23 protein-coding genes are annotated in these 23,002 nt (G+C 47.3%); 7 read left to right on the forward strand and 16 right to left on the reverse strand.

The window, feature by feature from the left end; translation table 11 throughout:
• Positions 1-21: 21 nt before the first annotated feature.
• From ABDB91_RS16440 to htpG, 3 genes are all read right to left on the reverse strand, one after another.
• Entirely contained in the window at positions 22-933 is a 912-nt protein-coding gene (locus ABDB91_RS16440; protein ID WP_347488762.1) for a phosphate ABC transporter substrate-binding protein, read from the reverse strand.
• A gap of 357 nt (positions 934-1,290) precedes the next feature.
• The gene (gene uppS / locus ABDB91_RS16445) at positions 1,291-1,968 is read right to left on the reverse strand and encodes a polyprenyl diphosphate synthase (RefSeq protein WP_347488763.1); all 678 of its coding nucleotides are present in this window, start codon (positions 1,966-1,968) and stop codon (positions 1,291-1,293) included.
• A 493-nt stretch (positions 1,969-2,461) separates the two neighbouring features.
• Positions 2,462-4,342, reverse strand: a complete 1,881-nt coding sequence (gene htpG / locus ABDB91_RS16450; protein ID WP_347488764.1) for a molecular chaperone HtpG — start codon at positions 4,340-4,342, stop codon at positions 2,462-2,464.
• 315 nt (positions 4,343-4,657) lie between these two features.
• On the opposite strand from htpG, the gene ABDB91_RS16455 reads away from it, so the two are divergent.
• Positions 4,658-4,792, forward strand: coding sequence for a hypothetical protein (locus tag ABDB91_RS16455; RefSeq protein WP_347488765.1), 135 nt, complete (start codon positions 4,658-4,660; stop codon positions 4,790-4,792).
• Here ABDB91_RS16455 and ABDB91_RS16460 read toward each other — a convergent pair.
• The 13 genes from ABDB91_RS16460 to ABDB91_RS16520 form a co-directional block, all read right to left on the reverse strand.
• Entirely contained in the window at positions 4,787-5,134 is a 348-nt protein-coding gene (locus ABDB91_RS16460; protein ID WP_347488766.1) for a DUF86 domain-containing protein, read from the reverse strand. The two genes, ABDB91_RS16455 and ABDB91_RS16460, sit on opposite strands and share 6 nt — an antisense overlap.
• Positions 5,128-5,418 (reverse strand): nucleotidyltransferase family protein, encoded by a 291-nt coding sequence (locus tag ABDB91_RS16465; RefSeq protein ID WP_347488767.1) that lies wholly within the window; start codon positions 5,416-5,418, stop codon positions 5,128-5,130. Before ABDB91_RS16465 ends, ABDB91_RS16460 begins: the two co-directional genes overlap by 7 nt.
• A gap of 291 nt (positions 5,419-5,709) precedes the next feature.
• On the reverse strand, positions 5,710-7,032 hold the full coding sequence (locus ABDB91_RS16470) for a TerD family protein (RefSeq protein WP_347488768.1): 1,323 nt from the start codon (positions 7,030-7,032) through the stop codon (positions 5,710-5,712).
• A gap of 29 nt (positions 7,033-7,061) precedes the next feature.
• Entirely contained in the window at positions 7,062-7,745 is a 684-nt protein-coding gene (locus tag ABDB91_RS16475; protein WP_347488769.1) for a TIGR00266 family protein, read from the reverse strand.
• An 85-nt stretch (positions 7,746-7,830) separates the two neighbouring features.
• Positions 7,831-8,796: a hypothetical protein gene (locus ABDB91_RS16480; protein ID WP_347488770.1), complete on the reverse strand. Its 966-nt coding sequence runs from the start codon at positions 8,794-8,796 to the stop codon at positions 7,831-7,833.
• Positions 8,793-9,998: a cysteine protease StiP family protein gene (locus ABDB91_RS16485; protein ID WP_347491632.1), complete on the reverse strand. Its 1,206-nt coding sequence runs from the start codon at positions 9,996-9,998 to the stop codon at positions 8,793-8,795. The genes ABDB91_RS16480 and ABDB91_RS16485 overlap by 4 nt, the downstream gene beginning before the upstream one ends.
• A gap of 25 nt (positions 9,999-10,023) precedes the next feature.
• Entirely contained in the window at positions 10,024-11,478 is a 1,455-nt protein-coding gene (locus tag ABDB91_RS16490) for a phosphoribosyltransferase family protein (RefSeq protein WP_347488771.1), read from the reverse strand.
• Positions 11,426-12,613 (reverse strand): HpcH/HpaI aldolase/citrate lyase family protein, encoded by a 1,188-nt coding sequence (locus tag ABDB91_RS16495; RefSeq protein WP_347488772.1) that lies wholly within the window; start codon positions 12,611-12,613, stop codon positions 11,426-11,428. The genes ABDB91_RS16490 and ABDB91_RS16495 overlap by 53 nt, the downstream gene beginning before the upstream one ends.
• On the reverse strand, positions 12,610-13,371 hold the full coding sequence (locus ABDB91_RS16500) for a hypothetical protein (RefSeq protein WP_347488773.1): 762 nt from the start codon (positions 13,369-13,371) through the stop codon (positions 12,610-12,612). Before ABDB91_RS16500 ends, ABDB91_RS16495 begins: the two co-directional genes overlap by 4 nt.
• Positions 13,372-13,564: 193 nt before the next feature.
• Positions 13,565-14,143 (reverse strand): TerD family protein, encoded by a 579-nt coding sequence (locus tag ABDB91_RS16505; protein WP_347488774.1) that lies wholly within the window; start codon positions 14,141-14,143, stop codon positions 13,565-13,567.
• 104 nt (positions 14,144-14,247) lie between these two features.
• Entirely contained in the window at positions 14,248-14,862 is a 615-nt protein-coding gene (locus ABDB91_RS16510) for a TerD family protein (protein ID WP_347488775.1), read from the reverse strand.
• Between the two features lie 15 nt (positions 14,863-14,877).
• Positions 14,878-15,450, reverse strand: a complete 573-nt coding sequence (locus ABDB91_RS16515; RefSeq protein WP_347488776.1) for a TerD family protein — start codon at positions 15,448-15,450, stop codon at positions 14,878-14,880.
• Between the two features lie 373 nt (positions 15,451-15,823).
• Positions 15,824-18,685, reverse strand: a complete 2,862-nt coding sequence (locus tag ABDB91_RS16520) for a diguanylate cyclase (RefSeq protein ID WP_347488777.1) — start codon at positions 18,683-18,685, stop codon at positions 15,824-15,826.
• Between the two features lie 333 nt (positions 18,686-19,018).
• Here ABDB91_RS16520 and ABDB91_RS16525 point away from each other — a divergent pair, with 333 nt between their 5' ends.
• The 6 genes from ABDB91_RS16525 (at position 19,019) to ABDB91_RS16550 (ending at position 23,001) form a co-directional block, all read left to right on the forward strand.
• Entirely contained in the window at positions 19,019-19,480 is a 462-nt protein-coding gene (locus tag ABDB91_RS16525) for a hypothetical protein (RefSeq protein ID WP_347488778.1), read from the forward strand.
• Complete coding sequence (locus tag ABDB91_RS16530; RefSeq protein ID WP_347488779.1) at positions 19,477-20,115, forward strand: accessory gene regulator B family protein; 639 nt, start codon at positions 19,477-19,479, stop codon at positions 20,113-20,115. Before ABDB91_RS16525 ends, ABDB91_RS16530 begins: the two co-directional genes overlap by 4 nt.
• 4 nt (positions 20,116-20,119) lie before the next feature.
• Positions 20,120-20,251, forward strand: a complete 132-nt coding sequence (locus ABDB91_RS16535) for a cyclic lactone autoinducer peptide (protein ID WP_347488780.1) — start codon at positions 20,120-20,122, stop codon at positions 20,249-20,251.
• A 103-nt stretch (positions 20,252-20,354) separates the two neighbouring features.
• On the forward strand, positions 20,355-22,004 hold the full coding sequence (locus ABDB91_RS16540) for an ATP-binding protein (RefSeq protein WP_347488781.1): 1,650 nt from the start codon (positions 20,355-20,357) through the stop codon (positions 22,002-22,004).
• A 119-nt stretch (positions 22,005-22,123) separates the two neighbouring features.
• Positions 22,124-22,474 (forward strand): DRTGG domain-containing protein, encoded by a 351-nt coding sequence (locus ABDB91_RS16545; RefSeq protein ID WP_347488782.1) that lies wholly within the window; start codon positions 22,124-22,126, stop codon positions 22,472-22,474.
• A gap of 107 nt (positions 22,475-22,581) precedes the next feature.
• Positions 22,582-23,001, forward strand: coding sequence for an anti-sigma regulatory factor (locus ABDB91_RS16550; RefSeq protein ID WP_347491634.1), 420 nt, complete (start codon positions 22,582-22,584; stop codon positions 22,999-23,001).
• Position 23,002: the final 1 nt, after the last annotated feature.

The following is a 23,002-nucleotide window of genomic DNA, read 5'->3' on the forward strand; positions in this document are numbered from 1 at the left end:
GCTTCCCTTGTCCGGCCTGATTTATATATTGCTTACGTTGCCCTGAGCGTCCCGTTCTACCTTCATTTCAGTAGCCGGGATGTAGCCCAATTCAACAACCAGGTTGTTCTGCACTTCATCGGACAGCATTTGATCAAGAAAGTCCTTGGCCAACCCGGTTGGTTCTCCCTTGGTATACATGTGCTCGTACGCCCACACCGGGTACTTGCCGGTGCAAATGTTCTCCTGGTTCGCTTCAACGCCGTCCAGCTTAAGCGTTTTCACACTGTCATCCAGATAGGACAGAGCCAGGTAGCCGATTGCACCGGGGGTTTCATTGATAATCTGACGGACGGTACCTGAGGAATCCTGTTCAATACCTTTAGCTTCTTCAGCACCTTTCAAGGCAAAAGCTTTGAAGGTGGCCCGGGTGCCGGAACTGCTGGGACGGTTGACCAGCTGAACTTTCACATCGGGTCCGCCCAGTTCTTTCCAGTTAGTAATTTTACCGGTGAAAATATCAATTAACTGCTGCTGGGTTACATCTTCTACTGTTATATCGGGGTTAACCACCGCGGCCATACCCACTACGCAAACCTTATGATCCACCAGCTGAGCCGCTTCTTCAGCAGTTAGCTTTTCTTCCGCAAATACGTCGGAGTTACCGATATTAGCCGCGCCCGAGGCCACCTGGCTTAAGCCGGTGCCGCTGCCGCCGCCCTGCACGACAATTTGTGCTTCGGTGTTACCAGCCATGAACTGAGCCGCCGCTTCTTCAACCAACGGCTGCAGTGCGGATGAGCCCACCGCTGTGATAGAACCCTTTGCACCGCCCTGCTCCTCTTCCTGGCCCTGTTCACCCTGCTGACCGGCCTGTCCGCCACAGCCCGCCACCACGGCTGCCAACAGTGCCAAACCACATAGTACGCTGATCAATTTTGCTTTCTTAATCATCTTAATCCCCCTCACCTTTTTTTAACTAAGTATAATATAAGGGATGATTGTTAAAAGCCCATTACTGTTGTTTTAGCATTAAGTTAAAAATAAATTAAGGGGCTGTTGCACAACGAATTATTTAGTTCGTTATGCAATATTTTTTTGTTCTAAAATACAGAGGGAGCGTCGTTCGCTATTCTAAGAAAGTAGTTTTGCGACACTCCCTTAACTTTATATTGTTTCATTGCCGCGTTCTTTCCAGGCAGCCATACATCATTTTTCCTTTCATTTTTCCCTTCATTGCGGATTATAAGTTAACTTTAGCCGGATTATTCAAATTTCCTCCGGTTTAAAAAATCTTAAGCCTTGCCACACTTAGCCACCCAGGGTGATGTCTTGGGTCTCGTACCACTTAAGGGCATCGTAAAAGTGTTCTTTCTGAAAATCAGGCCACAGGTCATCCACCACGTAAAAATCCGCGTATATTGACTGAACGGGTAAAAATCCGCTTAACCTTCTCCGCCCCCCCCAGCGTACAATTAAATCAATACGGGAAACATCCCGGGACGCAATAGACTGTAAAACATTACGTTTTGCACTTGCGCTATCATCCGCCGAGTCTTCACTCAGGAAATGATGCAGGTCCCACTTCCACCCGTAGTTAACCAGAAAATTAATTTTAATTAAATCGCGGCCAAAGGTTTTTCTCTGTTTATACTCCAGCAGCTGCGGGGGGAAAAGGGGGGATGCATAATCACCGATGACCAATAGCGACGCGTCTCGATGAGCCAGCATATCCACAGCATCTACGCAGGCCTTCTGGAAAGCTCTGGTCTGCACAGCCGGACGTTTGGTGTTATCCTGCGTGAACCCGTAAAAAGTAAGCTCCGGAATACCCAATTCCACGCATAATTCATACAGCATCATGCCGGGGTCCAACCCTTGCTGATAGCCATTTTGCTTGGGCAGACCTTTGCCCTGCGCCCACCTTCTGTTCCCGTCCGGAATTACTCCTATATGTTTAGGCAGTCGTTTGAATTTTGATTCGATCATGATGCTCCTCCATGTCTTACAAGATACTATATTTTTTAAATATCCCTTTTACCGGGGATTATATCCATTAAACCGAAATGTCGCATATATTACCTGCTCACACCATATTATTACATTAAAACATGCGCAAATGTTATTTTAACCGAATTGCCAAAAAACATTCACCCGGGCTCCCCAACTTTTAAATCCTTGGACCTTTCAATCTTTAGACATTAGATACCCTACCTATTCCGCCTTTTCTCACCTCTTTTAACTTTTATAAAAACCTGCATCTGAAAACCCACGGGCTCGTCCCGGAGGAGGTTCACCACCTGATACTAAAGAGCAAAAAAACAGCCCTAATTCGGCTGTTTTTTGCAGTAAACCCCGCAACTGACCGGAGAATAATACCGCTAAATATAGTACAACTTTTTAACAGAATCTGTTTGATATTTTTCCCCCAATACGCTTTTAATTCAAGCACCTCTAAAGTTTACATATCTTCGTCGCCCGCTTATTCTTCCAATGCCCGTTCCAGTATACGATACATGCGGTCCACTATGTCACGGGGATCGGTAAGCAATCCCGAAGCAATGAGGGCATTATCATAAATTTGCTCAACGGCAAGGGTCGCAAAGTCAGCATCCTTTTGGCGCAGGGACTCCAGTCCCTTGATCAGTTTGTGCCCGGGGTTAATTTCCAGTGCCTTCCGGCCAAGCCCCGGCCCCCCCATGTCCTTGTGCAGCGCCTGCATCACCCGCTGCATGCTGCTGGTCATGCCATCGTCCATATTGATCAACACCGCGGGGCTATCTACCAAGCGCTTGGATTCCCGCACCTCGCCAACCTTATCCCCCAGGGCTTGTTTCATAAAAGCCAGTAAATTTTTCAAATCCAGCCCCTCAATTTGAGCTTCATCCGCCGCCCCCGTCTCCTTTTCTGTTTCCGGCAGCTCCAGCTCGGCCTGATCGGCGGACACCAGCTTCTTGTCCTTATATTGAGCCAGATTGGTAAGCACAAAATCATCCACGGGCTCGTGAGTGTAAATAACCTCCAGGTCCCTTATTTTAAAAGCCTCCAGGTACGGCCCGGCTTCGATAATCTCCCGGGTCGGCCCGTTGACATAGTAAATGTGCTTTTGCTTTTCCGGCATCCGGGCCAGGTAATCATCCAGAGAAATGTATCTGCCGGGCTCGGATTTAGAAGATTCAAAGCGCAGCAGCGGCGCAATGTCCTTGCTGTACGCATAATCCGAAGCCGCGCCCTCCTTCAGGAAAATACCGAACTTTTTCCAAAACTCGCTGTATTTATCCGGGTCGGTCTTGGCCTGTTCGCCCAGGAATTTGAGAAAACGTCCGGTAAGCACTTTGCGCAGCCGGGCCACCAAAGCACTGTCCTGCATGGTCTCCCGGGAAATATTAATGGGAATGTCCTCGCTGTCCACCACGCCTTTGACAAACCTCAACCACTCGGGCAACAACCCCTCGGCGTTTTGCTGCAGCATCACCTTGCGGCAGTATAAGGAAACCCCGGGCTCAATTTTACCAAAGCCAAAGCGCTCCAAGTTCTCCTGCGGCACAAAGAGCAGCGCGTTTATAGCCAGGGGGGCATCGGCTGAAAAATGCAGCCGGTAAAAGGGTTCGTCATACCCATTGGCGATAAACTTGTAAAACTCGGTGTATTCCTCGTCCTTGATTTCATTTTTGTTGCGCACCCAGATAGCCTGTACCGTGTTGACTTTTTCGCCACCCAGGATGATAGGAAAGGACACAAAACTGGAATAGCGTTTAATAATACGTTTAATAGTATCGGGAGAGGCAAATTCGGCAGCGTCCTCTTTAAGCTCCAGTATTATTTTAGTACCCCGCGCCAGGTCCGGCATCTCACTGATCGAGTAACTGCCCAGCCCGTCGGAAAGCCACTCGCAGCCTTCCTCACCGGGCACAAAAGAGCGCGTCAGCACCCGCACGCGCTTGGCCACCATGAAGGATGAATAAAAGCCCACCCCGAACTGGCCGATCAAGTTTAAGTCCCTTTGCTCCGCTTCGGCCAGCTGCTGCAAAAAAGCTTTGGAGCCCGACCGGGCGATAGTGCCCAAATTTTCCACCAGTTCGTCCCTGGTCATACCAATACCCGTGTCACTGATAGCAAGAGTTTTATCCTGTTCGTTTACTTCTATGGTTATCTCCAGCGGCAAATCCGCGTCTGCCACATCTTTATCGGTAATAGTCCGGTATCTTAATTTTTCCAGCGCGTCAGCGGCATTGGATACCAGTTCACGCAGAAAAATTTCCCGGTCGGTATAAAGTGAATTAATCACAATATCCAGCAGTTGTTTTACCTCTGCCCGGAATTCCAGTTTCTTTTGTTGCTTGGCATCAGCTTCAGCAGCCATATATTGTACCCCCCTGCCTGTCTTTTTTAGTTTATTTTATTTTGGTTCAGCCATTGTTAGCACTCAATCCTAGCGAGTGCTAATTTATAACCTGATAGTATTCAATCAGTGCACTAAAGGCAAATCGTGTTAGTGCCCAAAACCCGCGGTAATAACCCTATATTGAGCATTATCTCCACTTTTCTTTGATTTATATACTAAAAGGGCACGGCCGGGACGACCATGCCCCTGGAATATTTTAAACAGTGTTTCTTGTCTCATTCTGTCAACTATATGAATATAGTAAGAGAAATTCATACTGGCAGGTGGTTGGATATGACTGAAATCATTTGCACGGCACTGGTAACTGCACTGGTGTTTACCATAGCAATTACCCAGCGCATTAAGATTTTTAAGATACTAAAAAATCGTGCGGACTATCGCTTAGACTATATAGATAAGTTTTTATAAAAAACTACGCATTATTTTCTTAATTTGTTTCTTTAATAAAGGCAAATCATATCGACAAGTTTCCCAAATCTCTTCAATATCTACACCAAAATAGTCATGGATTAATACATCCCTCATTCCGGCCATAAGCTTCCATGGCACCTCCGGATAAGATTTCCTGGTTATCGGAGATATTTTTTTTGTAGCTTCCCCAATAATTTCAATTCGCCTAATTACAGCGTCTTGAGTTTTAACGGTTATTAAAAATTCTTCCAAGTTAATATTACGAATATATTGCTCAATAAACTCAATACCCTCCAAAATGTGTTTTAGATAAAATAAATCACCTTTTTTCCCTACCAAAGAATATCCCTCTTTTCTTTCATCACGATATCCCTTAAGTAGGGGGACAATGCTTTTTCCGTAACTAAATCAACGTCTTTTTGAAGAATTTCCATTAATTCGTCCCTAAGTTTGATGCGGGTTAGAAGGGACTTTCTTACTCTTGGGGAGTATTGTATTAATATATCAATATCACTGTTTGCATTATGTTCCCCTCTGGCATATGAACCAAAAATGGACGCCTTTTCAACCCCATATCGCCGCAAAACAGGGGTTATCTTTTTAGCTACCAGATTAATATCCATAATTATTCCCATTCCTTTCGCTTCGCTCAAGGCACAAAACGGCATAAAAGAATTTCTTTCAGACTTATCACCTAATATTTATTATACTGCACCCATTGACCATTTTCCATCATATGCCATAAATTTTTAAGTCGATACAAAACATAAACCCATTAGGATAACACGTTAAGCATCACCAATTATCACAGATATTTCTCCTAGAATCAACTCAGCCCAAGCCTTATAGCCAAGCCATAGGGCCCCGGCATAGATGGCCTGATAGTCTTTGCCCAACCGTTTATCCCTTCCACATCACTTGCGGCCGGCTTTCCAGCGCAATCCCCAGTTATAAGCACCGTCCATTTCCCGGTGCCCGGAAAAATAGCGCACCTGGCGTTCCACACTGAAGGTTTCATTGTTCACGTTCTCTATTAGAGCAATGGCGCACATAATTTTGCGCCTGTCATGCTCGTCCAGCCGCACTTCAATATCGGGGCCGCCCGGCTGTTTAATGGTAACTATACCGTCGGCCTGAGCCCAGTTGGCCACACCCTCGTAAATATAGGCAAAGACAAGAATGCGCTTGATATCCGCAATATAATCGCCGTTTATCCTCAAGTTTTCACCACCGGACACCGCCCCCGTCCGGTCATCTCCATCCAGGGCGATATAAGGAAAGCTGTGATATGACCCAAAGGATTTACCGAGAGCTTGGATGACGCCCTTTTGACCATCTCGCATATCAATCAGGCAGCCCAGGTCCAGGTCAACCCCACCGCCGCCACCGCCAAAGATCGAACCCAATAAACCGGTCGATTGTTTTTGCTGATTCCAGTTCAGATTGATTAATATTTCCCCTAATTTGTTGCCGGCCTTCTTTTCCAGATTTATTTTGTCGCCCTTTTTCTTTAACTCAATTTTACTAAGGTTAATCCTTTGCCCCGGCTGTCCGGCTGCCTGCGGCCGCGGTGCGGCTGACATATTAAGCGGCGGCCCGGCCGGCTTTTGGCCCGGTGGATTTCCCGATGGACCAGCCGGAGGGTTGTCCGGCGAGTTGGCCCGCGAATCAGCCGACCGCTCGGCCACCTCAATGCCGAAACCTCCGCACAGTGCGGCCAGGCCACCGTGGTAGCCCATAGCAACCGGGTTAAACTTCCATTCACCCTGATGACGGTACAATTCAGCCACCACTATAGCAGTTTCAGCATTAAAGCCGCTGTCCATATTAAACCTGATCAATTCTTCGTTGCTGTTATTGGTAACCTTTATGTACGCGCCGGAAACCTGCCCAAAGGTGTGCCCCCTTTGAGGACCTTCATAAATAGTCAGCGTAAACGCAATTCTGGCTGCATCCGGAGGAACCGCGGGCAAATTAACCTTAATGCTTGCTTTGTCCGGCACCCGGGCAGTTTGCACCTTTACGGCACCATTGCGGCCATTGGGGTTGCCGTAAAATATAAAATCTTCGTCTCCCCGGCATTTGCCGTTACCCTGAAGCATAAAAGCAGCGGCGTCTATTTCAATGGCTCCGGCAGAAGTTGCCCAACCCAAAGCCACTATAATTTCCGAAAGGCCGGGGTGCTTTTTGGTAATATCCGTTTTCTGTCCCCTCATCACAGTTAGAGACAACATCATCACCTCATTAATTAAATTTTTAACATAGACTAAGAGCCCTTAGTTGGTATAAACCTGCGTATCCAGCTGCCAAATCCCCGCGGGTTTCTGGTCTGAATAATCACCGGCCCCGGTCCCCTGAACCGGCAAACCGCCACTTCACCCGAGGTGAAGGTGGATATCCAGCCGCTGGATGCCTTCTCAATGGTATATTGCATATAATCCGGCCAAGCTACCAGGTGACTGTTATCCACTATATATTCCTGGCCCGGTTCGAGATTTATGATATGGATGCTGCCATAAGTGTTGACAAACACCATCCCTTTGCCGCTAACCTTAACCACAAAGAAACCTTCCCCGGAAAAGATGCCCTGGGTTAAGTTTTGCATTTTAGTGGACACCTGTAATTCCGCGGCACCGGCCAAAAAGCCGTCCTTCTGCACAAGCAGGCTGTAGGAGCCGTCCAGCTCAACATCGACAATATCCCCCGGTATGGATGGAGCCAAAAGCACCTCGCCGTCCCCCCGACGGGCCGTAAGGGTTTGAAAGAAAAAGTTCTCCCCCGCCAGCATGCGGCTGAGACCGCCCAATAAACCCCCATCCAGCTTACCTTCCACATCAATAGCGGTGGACATGGCCACCATAGCGTCGGATTCCGCCTTAATTACTTCGCCCTGCTGAAGATTTACCTGAAGCAAGGGAAAAGCGCCCTGACAGAGTATGCTGTATTTCATAATATTCTCCTTCAGAGCCCGGCACTCTAAAAGCTCTCTCAAGTTATGACAAAGTGCCCGGCAAATTTAAGTTATGCTTTATCAGCTATTCGATTGGCCGCAACAATTGCATCACTGTTTTTATAATCTCCTCACCGGCCGCTAAACCGGAGGATTCGGTAAATATCCAATGTCGGCGCGAACAAGCACCTTGCTTGTTGTTCGGCAAGTCCGTAAAGGACTCCGTAAATACCCGGCGCCAACACTTGGGATGCGGATTCAGATAACACTGGGAGCGTTTGTGTGACTGTAATTGTGACTGTGACTGTGATTGTGACTGTGATTGTGATCGTGCATGTAAATCGAGCTGATAGCCGCCATACTGCTCATACAATTCGCCATGCGCGGGGGATATAGCATAGTCGGCTCCCTGAACGAGCGGCAAGTCCAATAAAGAATCCCCGGCTGCAGCCACTTTGTCGTCACCGGCCATTTCAAGCACCCTTTGCAGCGCCGACCACTTATTGACCGCCCGGGGCACCAGGTAAAGCTTACGGCCCTGCAACGATACGTGCCAATTCTGTTTAGCCGCCCAGTCGCTAAATTCAGCCAGTTCGTCCAACGGCACATTATCCCTCTCTACAATACAATAATAGAAAGCCTCATCAGCGTGCCGCATGGCACCGGCCCAGCCGGCCCCGGACAGCCGGCCGAAACCTTGTAAAATATCCATACCCGCCGCACAGTTATGAGCCAGCGCCTTTAGCATGTCGGACCGGTAAGCGGCATCCGGCGCACCATCCACCAGAAGATTCGCCCCGTTACTGGTGACGGCATACCGGCACCGCAGCTCATTCTGCAAGAAACCAATGCGCCGGTACTGTTCCACCGTCCTTGTGGTACAGGGCACGAAAAGCAATCTACCGGCCAGATCCTTAAGCAACTCCGCCGCGCTTTCCGTCATATAGGAGTAATAATCGCCGGTTTCCACCGCTTTTACCGGAGCAGGATAATCATTAACAAAGGCCTGGGAATATATCAATGTGCGATCAAGATCACTGGCGAATATCATGGCCTGTCCCTCATCGGCTTAATCAGCCCGTAACAGCAATAACTCATTTGAGAATATTCCTCCACCGGTACCCCGCGATCCCGGGCCAACAGAAGTACATGCTTAATATCAGCATTATTGATATCTTTAACCAGCACCTTCCACGGCACCCGCCGCAGCAGCACTCTGGTAGTTTCTCCCACCCCCGGTTTGACCAGGTTAATGTTTTTAATGCCAAACTCAGCCTGGATACGCGCCGTTTCTTGCCTGCCCAGCCAAGCCGGAGCCTTGTCCATACCCAACGCCGGATTTTCCTGCAACATCCGCCGGGCCTGGTCCCGCACATCCGTAAAATAACCGGCCACCTTATCCACGAAATAATTGGACAGGTCTTCCTCCATTAGCTCCCGATAAAATTTAGCACCGTGAAAGTCGAGGGGACCGACCAAATCATCCCGCAAGACCGTTCTGGACATTAAACCGGATACCGTGGCATTAAGACAAGCGCTGGGAATTAAGAAGTCGTCACGGGTGCCGAAAATATTGGCGCAGCAGCCCGGATCAGCCAGTACAGCAATATCCCTGACCAATACACCCGGCCCGACGCCGTGCTTCTGTTCAAAGTCCTCCACAGCGCTAATTAATTCCCCGGTAATAGCACCTTTGCCCGTCCATCCGTCAATGAACTGGATACTGCAATCCGGATGTCTTTGCAAAATATAAATAATAGCGTTTTGGTCAATACCCCGGTCGCGAATGATGGAAATACTGTAATGCGGGACATCAAGCCCGCAAAAACGCCGCAGATACCTTTTAATCAGCACCCCCGCCGGTGTGCCGGCCCTGGCCAGGGACACCAGCACCACGCGGCGGCCACGCCCGCGCACAATCTGCTCGGATACAATAGCCGCAGCCAGCGCCAGCCGGCGGCCCGTTTCCTTTAGCGATTTATGAAACAGGTCAATATATTCATGGGTGGGCCGGTACTCGATGGGCAGCATTTCAGAATAATGCCGACCGCTTTGCATCGCCCTTTCCCTGACCTCATTATCTTCTTCCTCCACGTATGGGCCAATGTCCTTTAGCAGGAATACCACATCGCAAGCCGCGTAGCTGCCCAGAGGGGCCGGGTCGGGAATAAGCGGAGAGATACGGCTATTTATCAGAGTGCTGTTCGGCTGTGCCTTGGGGCCGCCATCTTTGGCTGAAGTATTGCAACTTATAGCGGATCACCTCCCGGTTAATCAATCAGTCGCAAAAATAAACAAAAGTAATATTAGGTATACCGGCCTGCCTTAGTGCCCGCACCAAAGGGACAACTTGCCCGGGCAGCACCTTGCGTTCCCAAAATACAAATACCTCATCATAAGTATGCGGAGGTATATTATAAACAAAGTTTGGCACACCGGACCTCATAGGGTCCTCAAAGGTTATGGCATATTTAACTCCGTAATCCTCCCTCAGGTGGGGATGCACCGGGCTGCGGGTGGTTGACTGCACCCAAACACCCTCGCCCATAAAACCGGCGACGAGAAAAGGTAAATACATAAATTCACCGGTGCCCAGACAAAGCGTCTTATTGCCCTCCCTCCGGCGGGCTAATCTTTGACCCAATACCCGGGCTTCATCATGTAAACGATTGTTTTGCCGCCCATCCAGGCCAAACCGCCCGGTATATCCAAGATAGCGGGCTTTGCCGCCACCGGCATCAGCCGCCCGGACATTCACGGTCGCGGTCATGGGCAAGCGCAGCATATGCACCGCCTCGGCGGAATAGTTTGCACCGTCTATAAAAGCAAGAGAATTATTCAGCACCGGAGAGGTACCTTTAGACTCAAAACGGCCCCTCATAAGAGCCAGCACTTGAATCCGCGTACCCAGTTCCTGTTCCGCCCGGCTATATTTTTGCAGCGCTTTGTCATTACGCCAATCCAGGATAGTTAAAACCACATACTTCGGCTGAGGGTACTTACCGTGGACAGTCTTTATAATATCAAGACAGGTATTGCCTGAAGTGACTTCATCGTCTATTAAAACCAGCACCTCATTGTCCTTTACCAAGTCGATATCGCTGATCAAACAGCGCTGCTCCGGCGCATGACAGTGCTCCTCAGTAAAGTATAAAGTATCAAATGAGCCCGCCAGATTTTCCCGCGTGGTATGCAGGTAGCGGTGCTCACCGGCAAAGCAGCTGAACACGGCATGGCCAAGAGCTGTGGCAGTTTCCGCAAAACCGACAAACAAAGCCCGTCCGGGCAAATGATACACCCGATTAAATTTAGAAAGCACATCGGAGCAAGGCAGCTTAAGAATTCGCTCCTCCAAAGAAGCACCCAACTCACCGGGCCGGGCGGCATGAGAGCAAGACTGCTTTGATGCCGACGGCTTACCCATCCGGTTCGATACCAGCATGTCCACCGCTTCACTTATCAAATGTTTTGCAACCGGCAAACCCAGAGCTTGAGCCAGTCCGGACGCCAGAATAAATCCCGCGGCAAAAGGCGTTGACGGGTATACCGGGATGTGCTTACCGATTAGTTTGCTGACAAATAAATAACTTCTTTTGGGGTTATTCCTGGCGGCCATGGAAAAAACAGCCTCAAGGGGCAAGTCAAAAGAATTCTCCCTTACTTTAACGCTCACCGATAAGCTATCCAATATTTTGAAACTTTTCTCCTTCGTAGATAATGCTTGTGTAGTCATACCTTTCATTGAGCACCCCGTATATTTTGGACAGCGTCATAATTCTTTCAGCCCAATTTGTATGTGGCTTGGCTTCATTCATTTTGTTGTTGTATATACTTTTGGTAACCCCGCCGCTGCCGCCGCTGGCCAGTATGTCCCTGGCATCACAGTATTCCTCATGGGTTACCGCATGTAGCGCCTGTACCGGCAGCAAATGGGTCGGATGAATAATAGTCTTGCCTATTAAACCGTTGGCCTTGTCCAGCATTACCTCCCGGATAAGACCGTCAATGTATTGGCAAAGCAGATTCTGCCGGAGTTTGCTGCCGTCGCTGCCAAACTGTTCCTGAAAAGGAGTTTGCCTTAACTGCGGTTTCAACACCCTGGAACCCGAGTAAAAATATTCCCAGACCGGACCGGAAATAACATAGCCGTCCCCCGGCCGGCCCAAAATATTCACCAAATCGGCAATAAAATCCCGTATCACCGCTACATCGTATATGGTCAGCTCGGGACTTCTGCGCAGACCGTATAAGCCCGATAAATCAGTTGCTCCTATACGCACATTTAAAACAATGTCTTTGTACCGGTCCAGCAGCTGCTTAATGTTTAAAAGATGTTCGGTCCGGAATTCCCGATACATTACTTCGGGGCCCTCCAGTATGGGCATACCGTACAGCGTTTTGTTCAGCCGGATATTTGTTTCCGCCAGGTGGTCAAAATAATCCCGCCCCGCAGCGGCTTTAAATTTAGGAAATACGAACCCGGTTAAGACATCCAGCGCCGGGCCAAATTGCCTGGTAATCCTTCTAAATTGCCCGGCGTCCCTGACCCTGATAAAGATAAAGGGGAGCACGCTCCCCTTTTCCTTTAAAGAATATAGTTTTCCAAGCTGCAGGGCCAGGTTCTTCTCCGCGGCGTCCACATCCCGGTCGTCCACCGCATCCTCAAGGCAGAGCACAGTGGAAATAAGGCCGGGTATCTGATCATTAGCTATACTGTTTATAGCTTTGCGGTGTATGCCGGGCATATACAAGACAGCCCCCAAAGCATAAGCCAATGTTTTTTTATCGGCGTTCAAAGGACCCTCGCAAGGAGGCAGATAAAATATCCTCTGTTTTTGTTCATCACTTAAATAACTAAAATAACTCATACCGTTTTTTTACCACCTTCGCGCAAGTGATGAAGCGCCATAGTACCTAAAAGCACCGAAGCCATAACACCAAACAGCACATAATGCGAAACATGATAGCCAAAGGCCTGCCCCATAAGCTTAGCGCCAATTAAAGCAATCAGAATATAGGCGGCGGATTCCAGGGTCGGGTATTTTTCCAGCCACTTAATGAATATGGTGGCCACACCCCGCATCATCAAGATACCCAACAGGCCGCCCAGGAACAACACCCAGATTTGGTCGCTCATGGCAAAGGCCGCCAGTATACTGTCCACACTAAAGGAAATATCCATTAGCTCAACGGTAACCACCGTACCCCAGAAAGTATCCCAAAAACCGCCCCTGCGTACTTTTGGTTCGTCCCCATCAGCAGATGTCTCCTGCCTTTTAGACATAAAGTACTTGCCGGCCATCCACAGCAGATATCCCGCACCCAGTATCTGCACCCACTGCACTTTGATTAGATAAGTACCTAATCCGATGGCTAAAAAGCGGAAAAAATAAGCGCCCCAAATACCGTAAATCAGCGCTTTCTTCTGCTGATGCTTGGGCAGGCGCCTTACCACCACCGCCAGCACCAGTGCGTTATCGCAGGACAGCAGGCCTTCCAATATAACCAGCCAGAAGATGATGCCCCAGTTCACCGGGTCGGTAACCGTCGCCAGTATGGCATCCCAGGAAAAAAAACTTCCGTAGTTGGCTATTAGCCCGGATAAAAATGTAGTTATTGCATCCACTTGTTGATAGTTCCTTTCTTTGTTAAATACAGATATATTTTTTAATAAAGGGGTGCTGAAAATGAGCACCCCTTGCATACAAACTGCTTGTTTTTATTCTCCGCTGAATACTCCGAACCCCTATATCCATTCAAGGGCTGAATTATTATAATGCAATAAGACTATTTCTCACCTAATACCAGAGAAAACGGTTTTAGCCCGCGCTTAAACCGTAGGTTGCGGCCAGCGCGCCCAGACCGCCTTGGAAGCCGCTGCCCACGGCGCTAAATTTCCACTCGCCGCTATGCCGATAGATTTCGGCTACCACAAGACCGGTTTCAATGGAGTAATCCTCACCCAAATCATAGCGGAGAATTTCTTCACCATTGTCTTCATTTACCACCCGGGCAAAAGCATTGGACACCTGGCCAAAATTTTGGTTGCGGGTATCAGCCTCGTGGATATCAATGCAGATGGCAATTTTATGAACCTCCGCAGGAACACCGGCCAAGTTGATTTTGACTGTTTCGTCATCGCCTTCACCCTCACCGGTACGGTTGTCCCCGGACAGAACAACGGAACCGCTGGGATCTTGCTTATTGTTATAAAATATAAACGCCCCGTCGCCGGTGGCCTTACCTTCCGCGTTAACTAAAAAAGCCACAGCGTCCAAGTCAAACTCGTTGCCGCCGTCATATTTATTAGTGTCCCAACCAAGGCCAACCATAATTTTGGTCAAGCCGGGGTTGGTTTTTGTTAGATCAATCTTTTGACCTTTGGCCAATGATATCATTAAAATTGACCTCCTATTTTTACCCTTATATTATATCCGTATAAATATAAATCGAGCAAACTAACCCATATAACCGAGCATGAGGTTTTATTTTTATATTACATCTACAAGAAACGTCTGGATAGGGTTTCCAAACCGGGATCGGTTGTTGATTCGCCCAGAGCGGCAAATTTCCACTCGCTTTGATGACGATAGACCTCTCCGGTAATTAGTGTCGTTTTATTCTCGTAACCTTCGGAGAGATTAAATTTGCACAATTCCTGGTTATTGGCGTTATTCACCACCCGGATGAAAGCATTGCGAATCATACCGAAGTGCTGTCTGCGCTTTTCGCAGTCATAAATATTAACCACGAATACCAGCCGGTGCACATCGGCCGGCACTCTGGACAGGTCCACCATGATTTGTTCATCATCACCCTCACCCTGCCCGGTGAGATTGTCGCCCGAATGGCGCACGCTGCCACAAGGGCTTGTCTTATTGCCATAGTAAACCAAGTTCTTTTTCTTGGCTAATTTGCCATTGGCATCCAGCAAATAAACCGAAGCATCACAATCAATATTGCCGGTTTTAGCTCCCCCGCCAAACAAACTGCCTAACAACCCTTTCCCGCCGCCGTTATTATCAGCGGGGTCCCAACCCAAACCAACCGTAATTTTAGATAAACCGGGGTTGTTTTTAGTCAAATCAATCTTCTGCCCTTTTTGCAGATTAATCACGTAAATACTCCCTTCTTATTCCAAGCCGTACAGGCGTACCAGTCCGGCCAACCCGTCGTTAAATCCCTGACCCACGGCGGCAAACTTCCACTCGGCACCGTGCCGGTAAAGTTCCGCAAATACCAGGGCGGTTTCAATACTGTAATCTTCACTGAGATCATAACGCAGCAGCTCTGCACCCGAGTTTTCATCCACTATGCGGACAAAAGCATTGGAAACCAAACCAAAATTCTGATTGCGCTCACCGGCCATATGGATAGTCACGGTAATGGCAATTTTATGAACGTGCGCGGGAACCTTGCTTAAATCCACTTTAATTTGCTCGTCGTCACCTTCACCCTCGCCGGTAAGGTTGTCCCCCAAATGTTCAACGGAACCGCTCACGTGCTTTAAATTATTGTAAAATACAAAGTCATCGGTGCTGGCACATTTACCGTTTTCACCAACTAAAAAAACCGAAGCGTCCAAATCAAAATCCGGCCCGTCAAATTTATTGGTATCCCATCCCAAACCGGCTATAACCTTGGTAAGTCCGGGTCTACCTTTAGTTAAGTCCACCTTTTGTCCCTTTTGCAAATTAACAGCCAAGACAATACCCCCTTTTACATTGAACAAGCATATTTGCGCATATTTTGTCTATATGTTAAATTATAATTTTTTATACTTCCCAATGCAAGCGGATAAAAGTATGCAATTACTTAATTAGCACCATAAAGGTTGCGAACATCATCTATTATCTTCTTCAAGTTGCCTATTATTTCTGTTAACCTTGTGCAATAAATAGCCATTCGCCAAGTCCGGAATTTTGAACGAGCACCCATATGGCAAAACCAGGGAGCAGGTTATAATGAGTGCACTCGTTCAGCTAAAAGCTAACAGCGGAGCTTCGGATGGGCATTCCACCCCACCCGAAGTAAAATTAGAGACTTCCGCTTATAAAAGCGGGAGTCTCGGAATTTACTTAACCGGCCGCAACCGCCACCTGGTCGCGGCCATTGGCTTTAGCGCGATATACGGCGGCATCGGCGGCCCGCACAATATCCGCCGCGGTTAAACCGTTATCCGGATAAAGGGCCACCCCCAGTGATATAGTGATCGACCCCAGTGGTTGACCAAGGTAATTTACTTCCATATGTTTAACCATATCGCACAGCCGCCCGGCTAACTGACAGGCTGCATCCAGTGAAGTTTCCGGCAGTATGAGCAGGAATTCCTCACCGCCGTAACGGCACACAAAATCCCCGTCATGTATATTATTGCGCAAGAAAGCACCCAGTCCCCGCAGCAGTGCATCACCCGCATCGTGACCGTGATTATCGTTGAAACGTTTAAAGTGGTCAATATCAAACATAATCAACCCCACCGACGCTGATAAGCGCTCGGCCCGGCGCACCTCGCGATCCAGCGATTCCTCCATATAGCGCCGGTTGAAAAGACCGGTCAACGGGTCGCGAATAGCCTGGCTGTGCAATGTCTCCCGCAGGCTCAAGTTGGCCAGGGCCAGTGCGATTTGATGCGCCACCGTGACGGCCAGTTGATGTTTGCATTCCTTCATACACACCGTATCATCTTCGGAATATTCCGGTTGATCGGTACTTTGCCACTGCAAATGCAGTATACCCAGCGCCTCACCGTGGGCCATCATCGGTACACACAGGTAGCCTTTGGGCAAAGGATCACTTATATGACGGCAATACAGTCCCAATTGACCGTTTTCCACCAAGTACTGCTGCCCGCGCCTCAGGGACCAACAGTCATTGGGGTTGAAAACAGGCTTAAAACGGTCTCCATCCCCCCAATCGGCAACGATTTCCACTAAATCACCCGGTTCGTTCAATAAATATAACGCTCCTTGCTCGGTGGCAAACAATTCCCTGACAAACCGGTTAACCACTGCAATAGCCTCCTCGGTGGTATAGCAGGCCTGCATCATCTCGCTCATTTGACTTACCAATGTCATTTCACGATTGCGCTGCTCCAACTGTCCGATCCAATGAGATAATTTTTCATTAATTTGCCGCAGCTCTTCCTCCACTATTTTCCGCCCGTCTATTTCATCCTGCAGCACTTCATTTAATTTGGCCAGTTCAGCGGTTCGCTTCGCCACGCTCATTTCCAGCTCATCATACGCTTTATGCAGCTTTTCCTCAGCCCACCAGCGATCGGATATATCGTGTCCCACCGACTGGTATTCCGCCAAAACTCCCTGCTCATCAAAAATAGCCCGGTTAGTCCACTGCAGCCAGCGAACCGTACCATCGGGCCGCATAACCCGGTGTTCCACGGTAGCGGATGGCTTCTCTAAATTCAAGGAGGTTATGTGCTGTTGATACCGTTCATATTCATCAACAAAAATATAACGCCAATGTTTGCACCCAATCAATTCATCCTGGGCCATATTAAAATACCGGCAATAGGCGTCATTAACAAAAGTAAGTACGCCATCGGGCAAAAACCGGCAAATCAGTTCAGCTTGATCTTCTACGATGGCCCGGTAACGCGCCTCGCTCATCAGCAATTCTTCATCAGCCAGCTTGCGCTCGGTGATATCGGAAGAAATACCGTCTAAGCGGTAAGGTTCCCCATGATCATCAAAAACCAGCTGTCCCCTAATATGCTGCCAGCGCACCTCCCCATCGGGCCGCAGGAACCGGCAGTCAAATGCAAAGGAATCGGTCTGATCAGACAACATATTAATTTGCGCATCAATAATATATCGGTCCTCGGGGTATATAACACCAAGCCACAGGTCCGGCTCGACAATAAAATCGGTTAGCGCCCGGCCATACACACTTTCCGCGGCGGGACTCAAATAAAATAACTGGGAAAAATCCACCGAAGCGGACCATACCACGTCCTTAAGGGAAGATATAATACTTTTAATTCTTTCCTGGCTTTCCCGCAGCCGCTCATCAACCCGTTTGCGCTCATTTATTTCAAATTGCAGCGCCACGTTAGCCTCCATTAATTCCAAAGTGCGTTCGGAAACGCGCGCTTCCAGATCACTGTGCGCTTGGCGCAGGTCTTCATCCGACCACTTGCGCTGCACGACAATAGCGTATAATGTGGCCAGCCGTTCCGCCAACATCTTGTCTTTTTCCGTATATTCCCGGTTCGCGTTAGCCACCGCTATTTGCCCCACCAATTTTTTATTAAACATGACCGGAACGGATAAAAAACGGTGGATAGGCAAATGCCCTTCCGGAACACCTGTGGACCGCGGGTCCCGGATAGCATCGTTGGTCATAATCGGCTGGCCGTTGTCCAGCACCCAGCTCCACAGACCGCCAAATTCTTTAACCACCGTATCCTTATCCTCAACCTGGCAAACATGCCAGATATTTTTGCTCATAGCAGGCGAAACAAGACAGCCTGTCCGTGGATCTATATAGCCCACACAACTAAAGGCGCTATCCGTAAGCCGGGTGACGTAATCCAATATAAGCTCCGAAATATCTTCAGTCTTCCCCGGCTCAATCAGCGCACCGGCCACCCGGGCGACGGCTTCGTTAATTTTAGATTCCCACATTAGCTCATTGCAGGCTATCTTATACGCATTGATATTAATCATCCAGCCGGTTTTGATGTTCTGCCGGTTGCGATAGGCAAAAAACACCAAAGCAAAACCCAAAATGACCTGTAAAATAAATAGGTCATAAAATAATATTTCAAAATGACGATGTTTGCTAAACCAGTCTCTCAGGCAATTAGGCAAATTAAAAAATAACAAAAATATATAAATAAAAATTCCGAACATAGCAATGACTACCGCGTCCCTGGAGGTTTTGGCGCTCATAAACTTGCTTATTTTACTGACAGTCATAATCCTTTCCTCCGTTCACATGGCTTACATATCTTTATGGTGTTACCGGTAACATACAACATGTTCGCCAACAGGCAATATATACCATTATTTATATGTTAATCATTTGCTACTTGTTACATGAAAATAACCGGCCGCACAACATGAAAACGATTTGTGTTGAAATGCGGATTATTGTCGTATTATGCGATCGAAATATGTACGCATTAAATAGGATTTTTTGCCATGCTGTAGAATAGAAAGATTAATATTACAAGTTCATATGAATTTCAGCTATAGCGTCGAAAATACTATTGCCTTTGTAATTACATCGCAGTTTAACGAGGTGCGCTAATGATACAGACATTGCTTTTTTTTCTGCAGGGTGTTCCCGAAATTGCAGGCATTGTTGCCTGTAGTCTGGCTCTGGCCAGAGTAAGACTGCGCTGGGGAATAATTCTTTCTTTCGCCTGTATTTTAGCGGTGGTAATTTATATTATCAGAAACATGCCGGTCACCTTTGGGCTGCACACCGTAATAAGTATTTTATTATGTGCACTATTTGTTACTAAATTTACCAAGGTGCCGCCTTCAACAAGTTTTACTGTCGTTTTTGCCGGTTATGCCATTCTAGCGTTATTGGAGGTGACCATGCATGAATTGTTTTCTTCCCTTTTACATACCGAAGTCAGCCAGTTAATATCCGATGATTACATATGGAAGCTAATAGGATTTCCCCATGCAATCTTTATGATTGCTATTGCTCTAGCCATTGCAAAGTACAAAAAACCTCTGGAAAGTATGTGGAGAGTATGAGTTATTTAACCTTCAGCAAACGCTGGGCCGGTTACCTGAGCCGGAAAAACGGCCTTCCGACGGAACAGGAAACAGTTTTGGCTTATGTGATTGAAGTTTTAATATTAAACTTGTTGAATATTATCTTCACACTTTTACTGGGAGCGCTATTGGGTGTGCTTACCGGAACTGCGGCTTGTTTGCTTACGGCGGTATTATTCAGACATAGCGCGGGGGGAGCCCATTCCAATTCTCCTATACGCTGCGCCGCCGTCACCATCGCTATTTTCCCCCTGCTGGCCCTGCTGGGTGCATATTTTAGCCATCTGGGCCAAGAGTATGTTGATATACTGTCAGTCATAGCCTTTGGAGCGGGAATGACAGCTATGATATTGCTGGCCCCGGTGGATTCACCCGCGGCTCCTATTATATCGTCACTTCGAAGAAAAAAACTGAAAGGCCTATCCATTATTCTTATGATTTTGGTAACCGCTACAGCGTTGTGGCTTAGAGGCAATCAGTGGCAATATGCGGAAACGGTTCGAGCCTGCGTCAATTTGACTTTACTGTGGACCAGTTTTATGCTCACCGGTTGGGGACGCAAATTAATGTCTTTTATTGACAATATATTCATTAAAAACCAAAAGGAGGTGTAATACGATGCAAAAGATAAAGTCCAAGTTGTTTGTATTTGCAGTTACGGCACTGTTGTTTTTAGCTAATGTAACTGCCGCATCCGCTTGCGCAATTTCTCAATACCAGCCGGAAGTACCTGAAACATTGAGAAGATAAAAAAAATAACTTTTTAGTGTTCTTTTGTATTTAACTATTGCATTAAGGGGTGGAGATTTCCACCCCTTACTAATAAAAAACGTTTATAGAGAAGGTGAAGGACATGGCAACAAATAATATGCTCCACAGGGAAAAAGAACTGCAGGAATATTTAGTTACAACCCATATGCTTTGCCTTCTGATCATGATATCTTCACTGGTGCTCAGTAATAAATTTTTTAGAGCGACTCAGATATATCCCATTATAAATGTGCGTTTTTTTATCTTAGCCGGGCTGGTTGCATTGAGCTTTATCATATTTATAAAAACAAGAAATCATTCTATATTAGATAAAACCGACACCCTTTCCTTGACCAAAGCATCTTATTTATCCTTTCCTTTAATACTTACGGCAATTACCATGTTGGTCGTAGATAACAGCATTGACAATATCGAAACCATCCTGCTGCTGCCCGTCCTGGTGGCTGCTTCCATGACCGGAAAAACAGGCGGAGTGACTATGTCCACCCTGTGCACTTTTTGGTTGCTTTTTCACAGCACTTTAGTAGCTAGCGACATAAATATTTACCAGGCCGTAGAAGCACACCTGCTTTTTATCGGCATGATGTACGTAATGGGTTGGCTCATAGGCGGGCTGACCAACCTGGAAGCGAATCATCGCAAACATTTAAGCCAAAGCCTGCACTCTCTGCAAAAAGAAATTACCTCCCGGGAGAAAGCGGAAGAGCAGCTTAGGATACTATCCTGCGCCGTGGAACAAAGCCCGGCGATGGTGATAATAGCAGACACCGGCGGCAGAATACAGTATGTTAACAACAGTTTCACCCGTGTTACCGACTATTCGTCCGAAGATATGAAAGGCAAAGAGATCTTGGAGTTTTTGGGGGATCAAGCCAAGACATTAAAAGAGCTGACGAATATAATAAAAACAGGCGCGGACTGGAAGGGGGAAATAATCAACAAGAAAAAAAATGGGGAGTATTACTGGGAAAGTACTATCCTTTCTTATCTGAGGGACTCCGAGGGACAAATTACACATATTTTAAAATTTGCTGAAGATATAACCGAGAAAAAGCAAATGGAAAAAGAAATGGCCGACTTGGACCGGCTGAACCTGGTGGGTGAGATGGCAGCCGGTATAGGACATGAAATCAGAAATCCCATGACTACGGTACGCGGCTTTTTACAACTATTAGGCGGCAAGGAAGACTGCCAAAAGTATAAAGAATATTATGATTTAATGATCGAGGAATTAGACCGGGCCAATTCAATTATTAAAGAATATCTTTCTCTGGCTAAGGACAAACCTGTTAACTATAAAATGCAGAACCTGGCAGCAATTGTAAAGACTATAGCCCCGCTGATAAATGCCGACGCCATAAACTCGGGAAAAATTATAGAACTGGACCTCCAGAAGGTACCTGATTTATTGCTTGATGAAAAAGAAATCCGGCAGCTTTTGCTGAATCTGGTCCGCAACGGACTGGAGGCCATGCAGCCCAGGGGCAAACTAACCGTAGGAACATTCATAAACAGCAATGCGGAGGTAGTTTTATCCGTTAAAGATCAAGGTTGCGGCATTGGCCCGGAGGTGCTGAATAAAATTGGCACTCCTTTTTTTACTACCAAAGCAGAAGGAACCGGCCTTGGTTTGGCGGTTTGCTTCAGTATTGCCGCACGACACAACGCAGACATAAAACTGAATACCAGCGCCGAGGGTACTACTTTTTCCGTTATTTTCAAGCAATCGTAATTATCACTAATTGAATTACTAAAACAATTACGTTACTATTAATACATAATGTTTTTATAAATAGCTATAATATTCATTTATTAACCAAACTAACCTTTAATAGACACTTTTATGGGCGGGTGAGGGTTATTAAACTACGTGAAGTTCAGCATATATTAGACGCAGAAGTAATATGCGGTGAAGATTTACTGGATAACGAAGTCGGCTCGGGCTTTGGTTGTGATTTAATCAGTGATTCGCTGTGCTTTTCCAGACCAAACTGTTTACTGATAACCGGGCTTACCAATATTCAGATTGTTCGAGTAGCCGATATGATTGAAGCCAGCGCTATATTATTTGTACGCGGCAAAAAACCGGGACAGGATATCATCCAACTGGCTAAAGATAAACAATTACCGCTGCTGGTAACCAGGCGGTTTCTTTTTGAAAGCTGCGGTTTGTTATACCGGCACGGCCTGCACAGTTCATAGACATCCATGCCGCTTGCACAGCGCCGGCAGAAGGGTGATAATTAACTTACCAACCTGAGCTTTTTCACGGCAGGTTAAACCCGGGGAGAGAGTGATATATATTGCAGATGGAGTTCAGTGTTTGTGGTATGGACTTTAACCGGGCCGGTGAAGCGGCGGCCCAAATTAAAAAAGCCCTGCAGCTGGTGGGCATGCACATGGACACCATGCGGCGAGCTGTTATTGTAGCCTATGAAGCCGAATTAAATATTGTTATACACGCCCGGCAAGGTCGCCTGGTAGCGCATATACACCCGGACCGGGTTGAATTGGAGGCCATAGATGAAGGACCGGGTATACCCGACATACCCCGGGCCATGCAGGAGGGCTACTCCACCGCTCCCGCCCACATCAGGAAAATGGGCTTCGGAGCCGGTATGGGACTGCCCAACATAAAAAAGAGCGCCAGTCAAATGCGGCTTACATCAGAGATTAATGTAGGCACGCGGCTTACGGCAACTATCATTAACCAAACAAGTGGTGATTAAT

The sequence above is a fragment of the Desulfoscipio sp. XC116 genome (assembly GCF_039851975.1).
GTDB lineage: Bacteria > Bacillota > Desulfotomaculia > Desulfotomaculales > Desulfallaceae > Sporotomaculum.

Bases quoted from the DNA above. Each gene is read 5' to 3' on its own strand.
- ABDB91_RS16440 (WP_347488762.1), bottom strand. From the start codon at position 933: ATGATTAAGAAAGCAAAATTGATCAGCGTACTATGTGGTTTGGCACTG.
- uppS (WP_347488763.1), bottom strand. From the start codon at position 1,968: ATGATCGAATCAAAATTCAAACGACTGCCTAAACATATAGGAGTAATT.
- htpG (WP_347488764.1), bottom strand. From the start codon at position 4,342: ATGGCTGCTGAAGCTGATGCCAAGCAACAAAAGAAACTGGAATTCCGG.
- ABDB91_RS16455 (WP_347488765.1), top strand. From the start codon at position 4,658: ATGACTGAAATCATTTGCACGGCACTGGTAACTGCACTGGTGTTTACC.
- ABDB91_RS16465 (WP_347488767.1), bottom strand. From the start codon at position 5,418: ATGGATATTAATCTGGTAGCTAAAAAGATAACCCCTGTTTTGCGGCGA.
- ABDB91_RS16470 (WP_347488768.1), bottom strand. From the start codon at position 7,032: ATGATGTTGTCTCTAACTGTGATGAGGGGACAGAAAACGGATATTACC.
- ABDB91_RS16475 (WP_347488769.1), bottom strand. From the start codon at position 7,745: ATGAAATACAGCATACTCTGTCAGGGCGCTTTTCCCTTGCTTCAGGTA.
- ABDB91_RS16480 (WP_347488770.1), bottom strand. From the start codon at position 8,796: ATGATATTCGCCAGTGATCTTGATCGCACATTGATATATTCCCAGGCC.
- ABDB91_RS16490 (WP_347488771.1), bottom strand. From the start codon at position 11,478: ATGACTACACAAGCATTATCTACGAAGGAGAAAAGTTTCAAAATATTG.
- ABDB91_RS16495 (WP_347488772.1), bottom strand. From the start codon at position 12,613: ATGAGTTATTTTAGTTATTTAAGTGATGAACAAAAACAGAGGATATTT.
- ABDB91_RS16505 (WP_347488774.1), bottom strand. From the start codon at position 14,143: ATGATATCATTGGCCAAAGGTCAAAAGATTGATCTAACAAAAACCAAC.
- ABDB91_RS16520 (WP_347488777.1), bottom strand. From the start codon at position 18,685: ATGACTGTCAGTAAAATAAGCAAGTTTATGAGCGCCAAAACCTCCAGG.
- ABDB91_RS16525 (WP_347488778.1), top strand. From the start codon at position 19,019: ATGATACAGACATTGCTTTTTTTTCTGCAGGGTGTTCCCGAAATTGCA.
- ABDB91_RS16530 (WP_347488779.1), top strand. From the start codon at position 19,477: ATGAGTTATTTAACCTTCAGCAAACGCTGGGCCGGTTACCTGAGCCGG.
- ABDB91_RS16535 (WP_347488780.1), top strand. From the start codon at position 20,120: ATGCAAAAGATAAAGTCCAAGTTGTTTGTATTTGCAGTTACGGCACTG.
- ABDB91_RS16540 (WP_347488781.1), top strand. From the start codon at position 20,355: ATGGCAACAAATAATATGCTCCACAGGGAAAAAGAACTGCAGGAATAT.
- ABDB91_RS16550 (WP_347491634.1), top strand. From the start codon at position 22,582: ATGGAGTTCAGTGTTTGTGGTATGGACTTTAACCGGGCCGGTGAAGCG.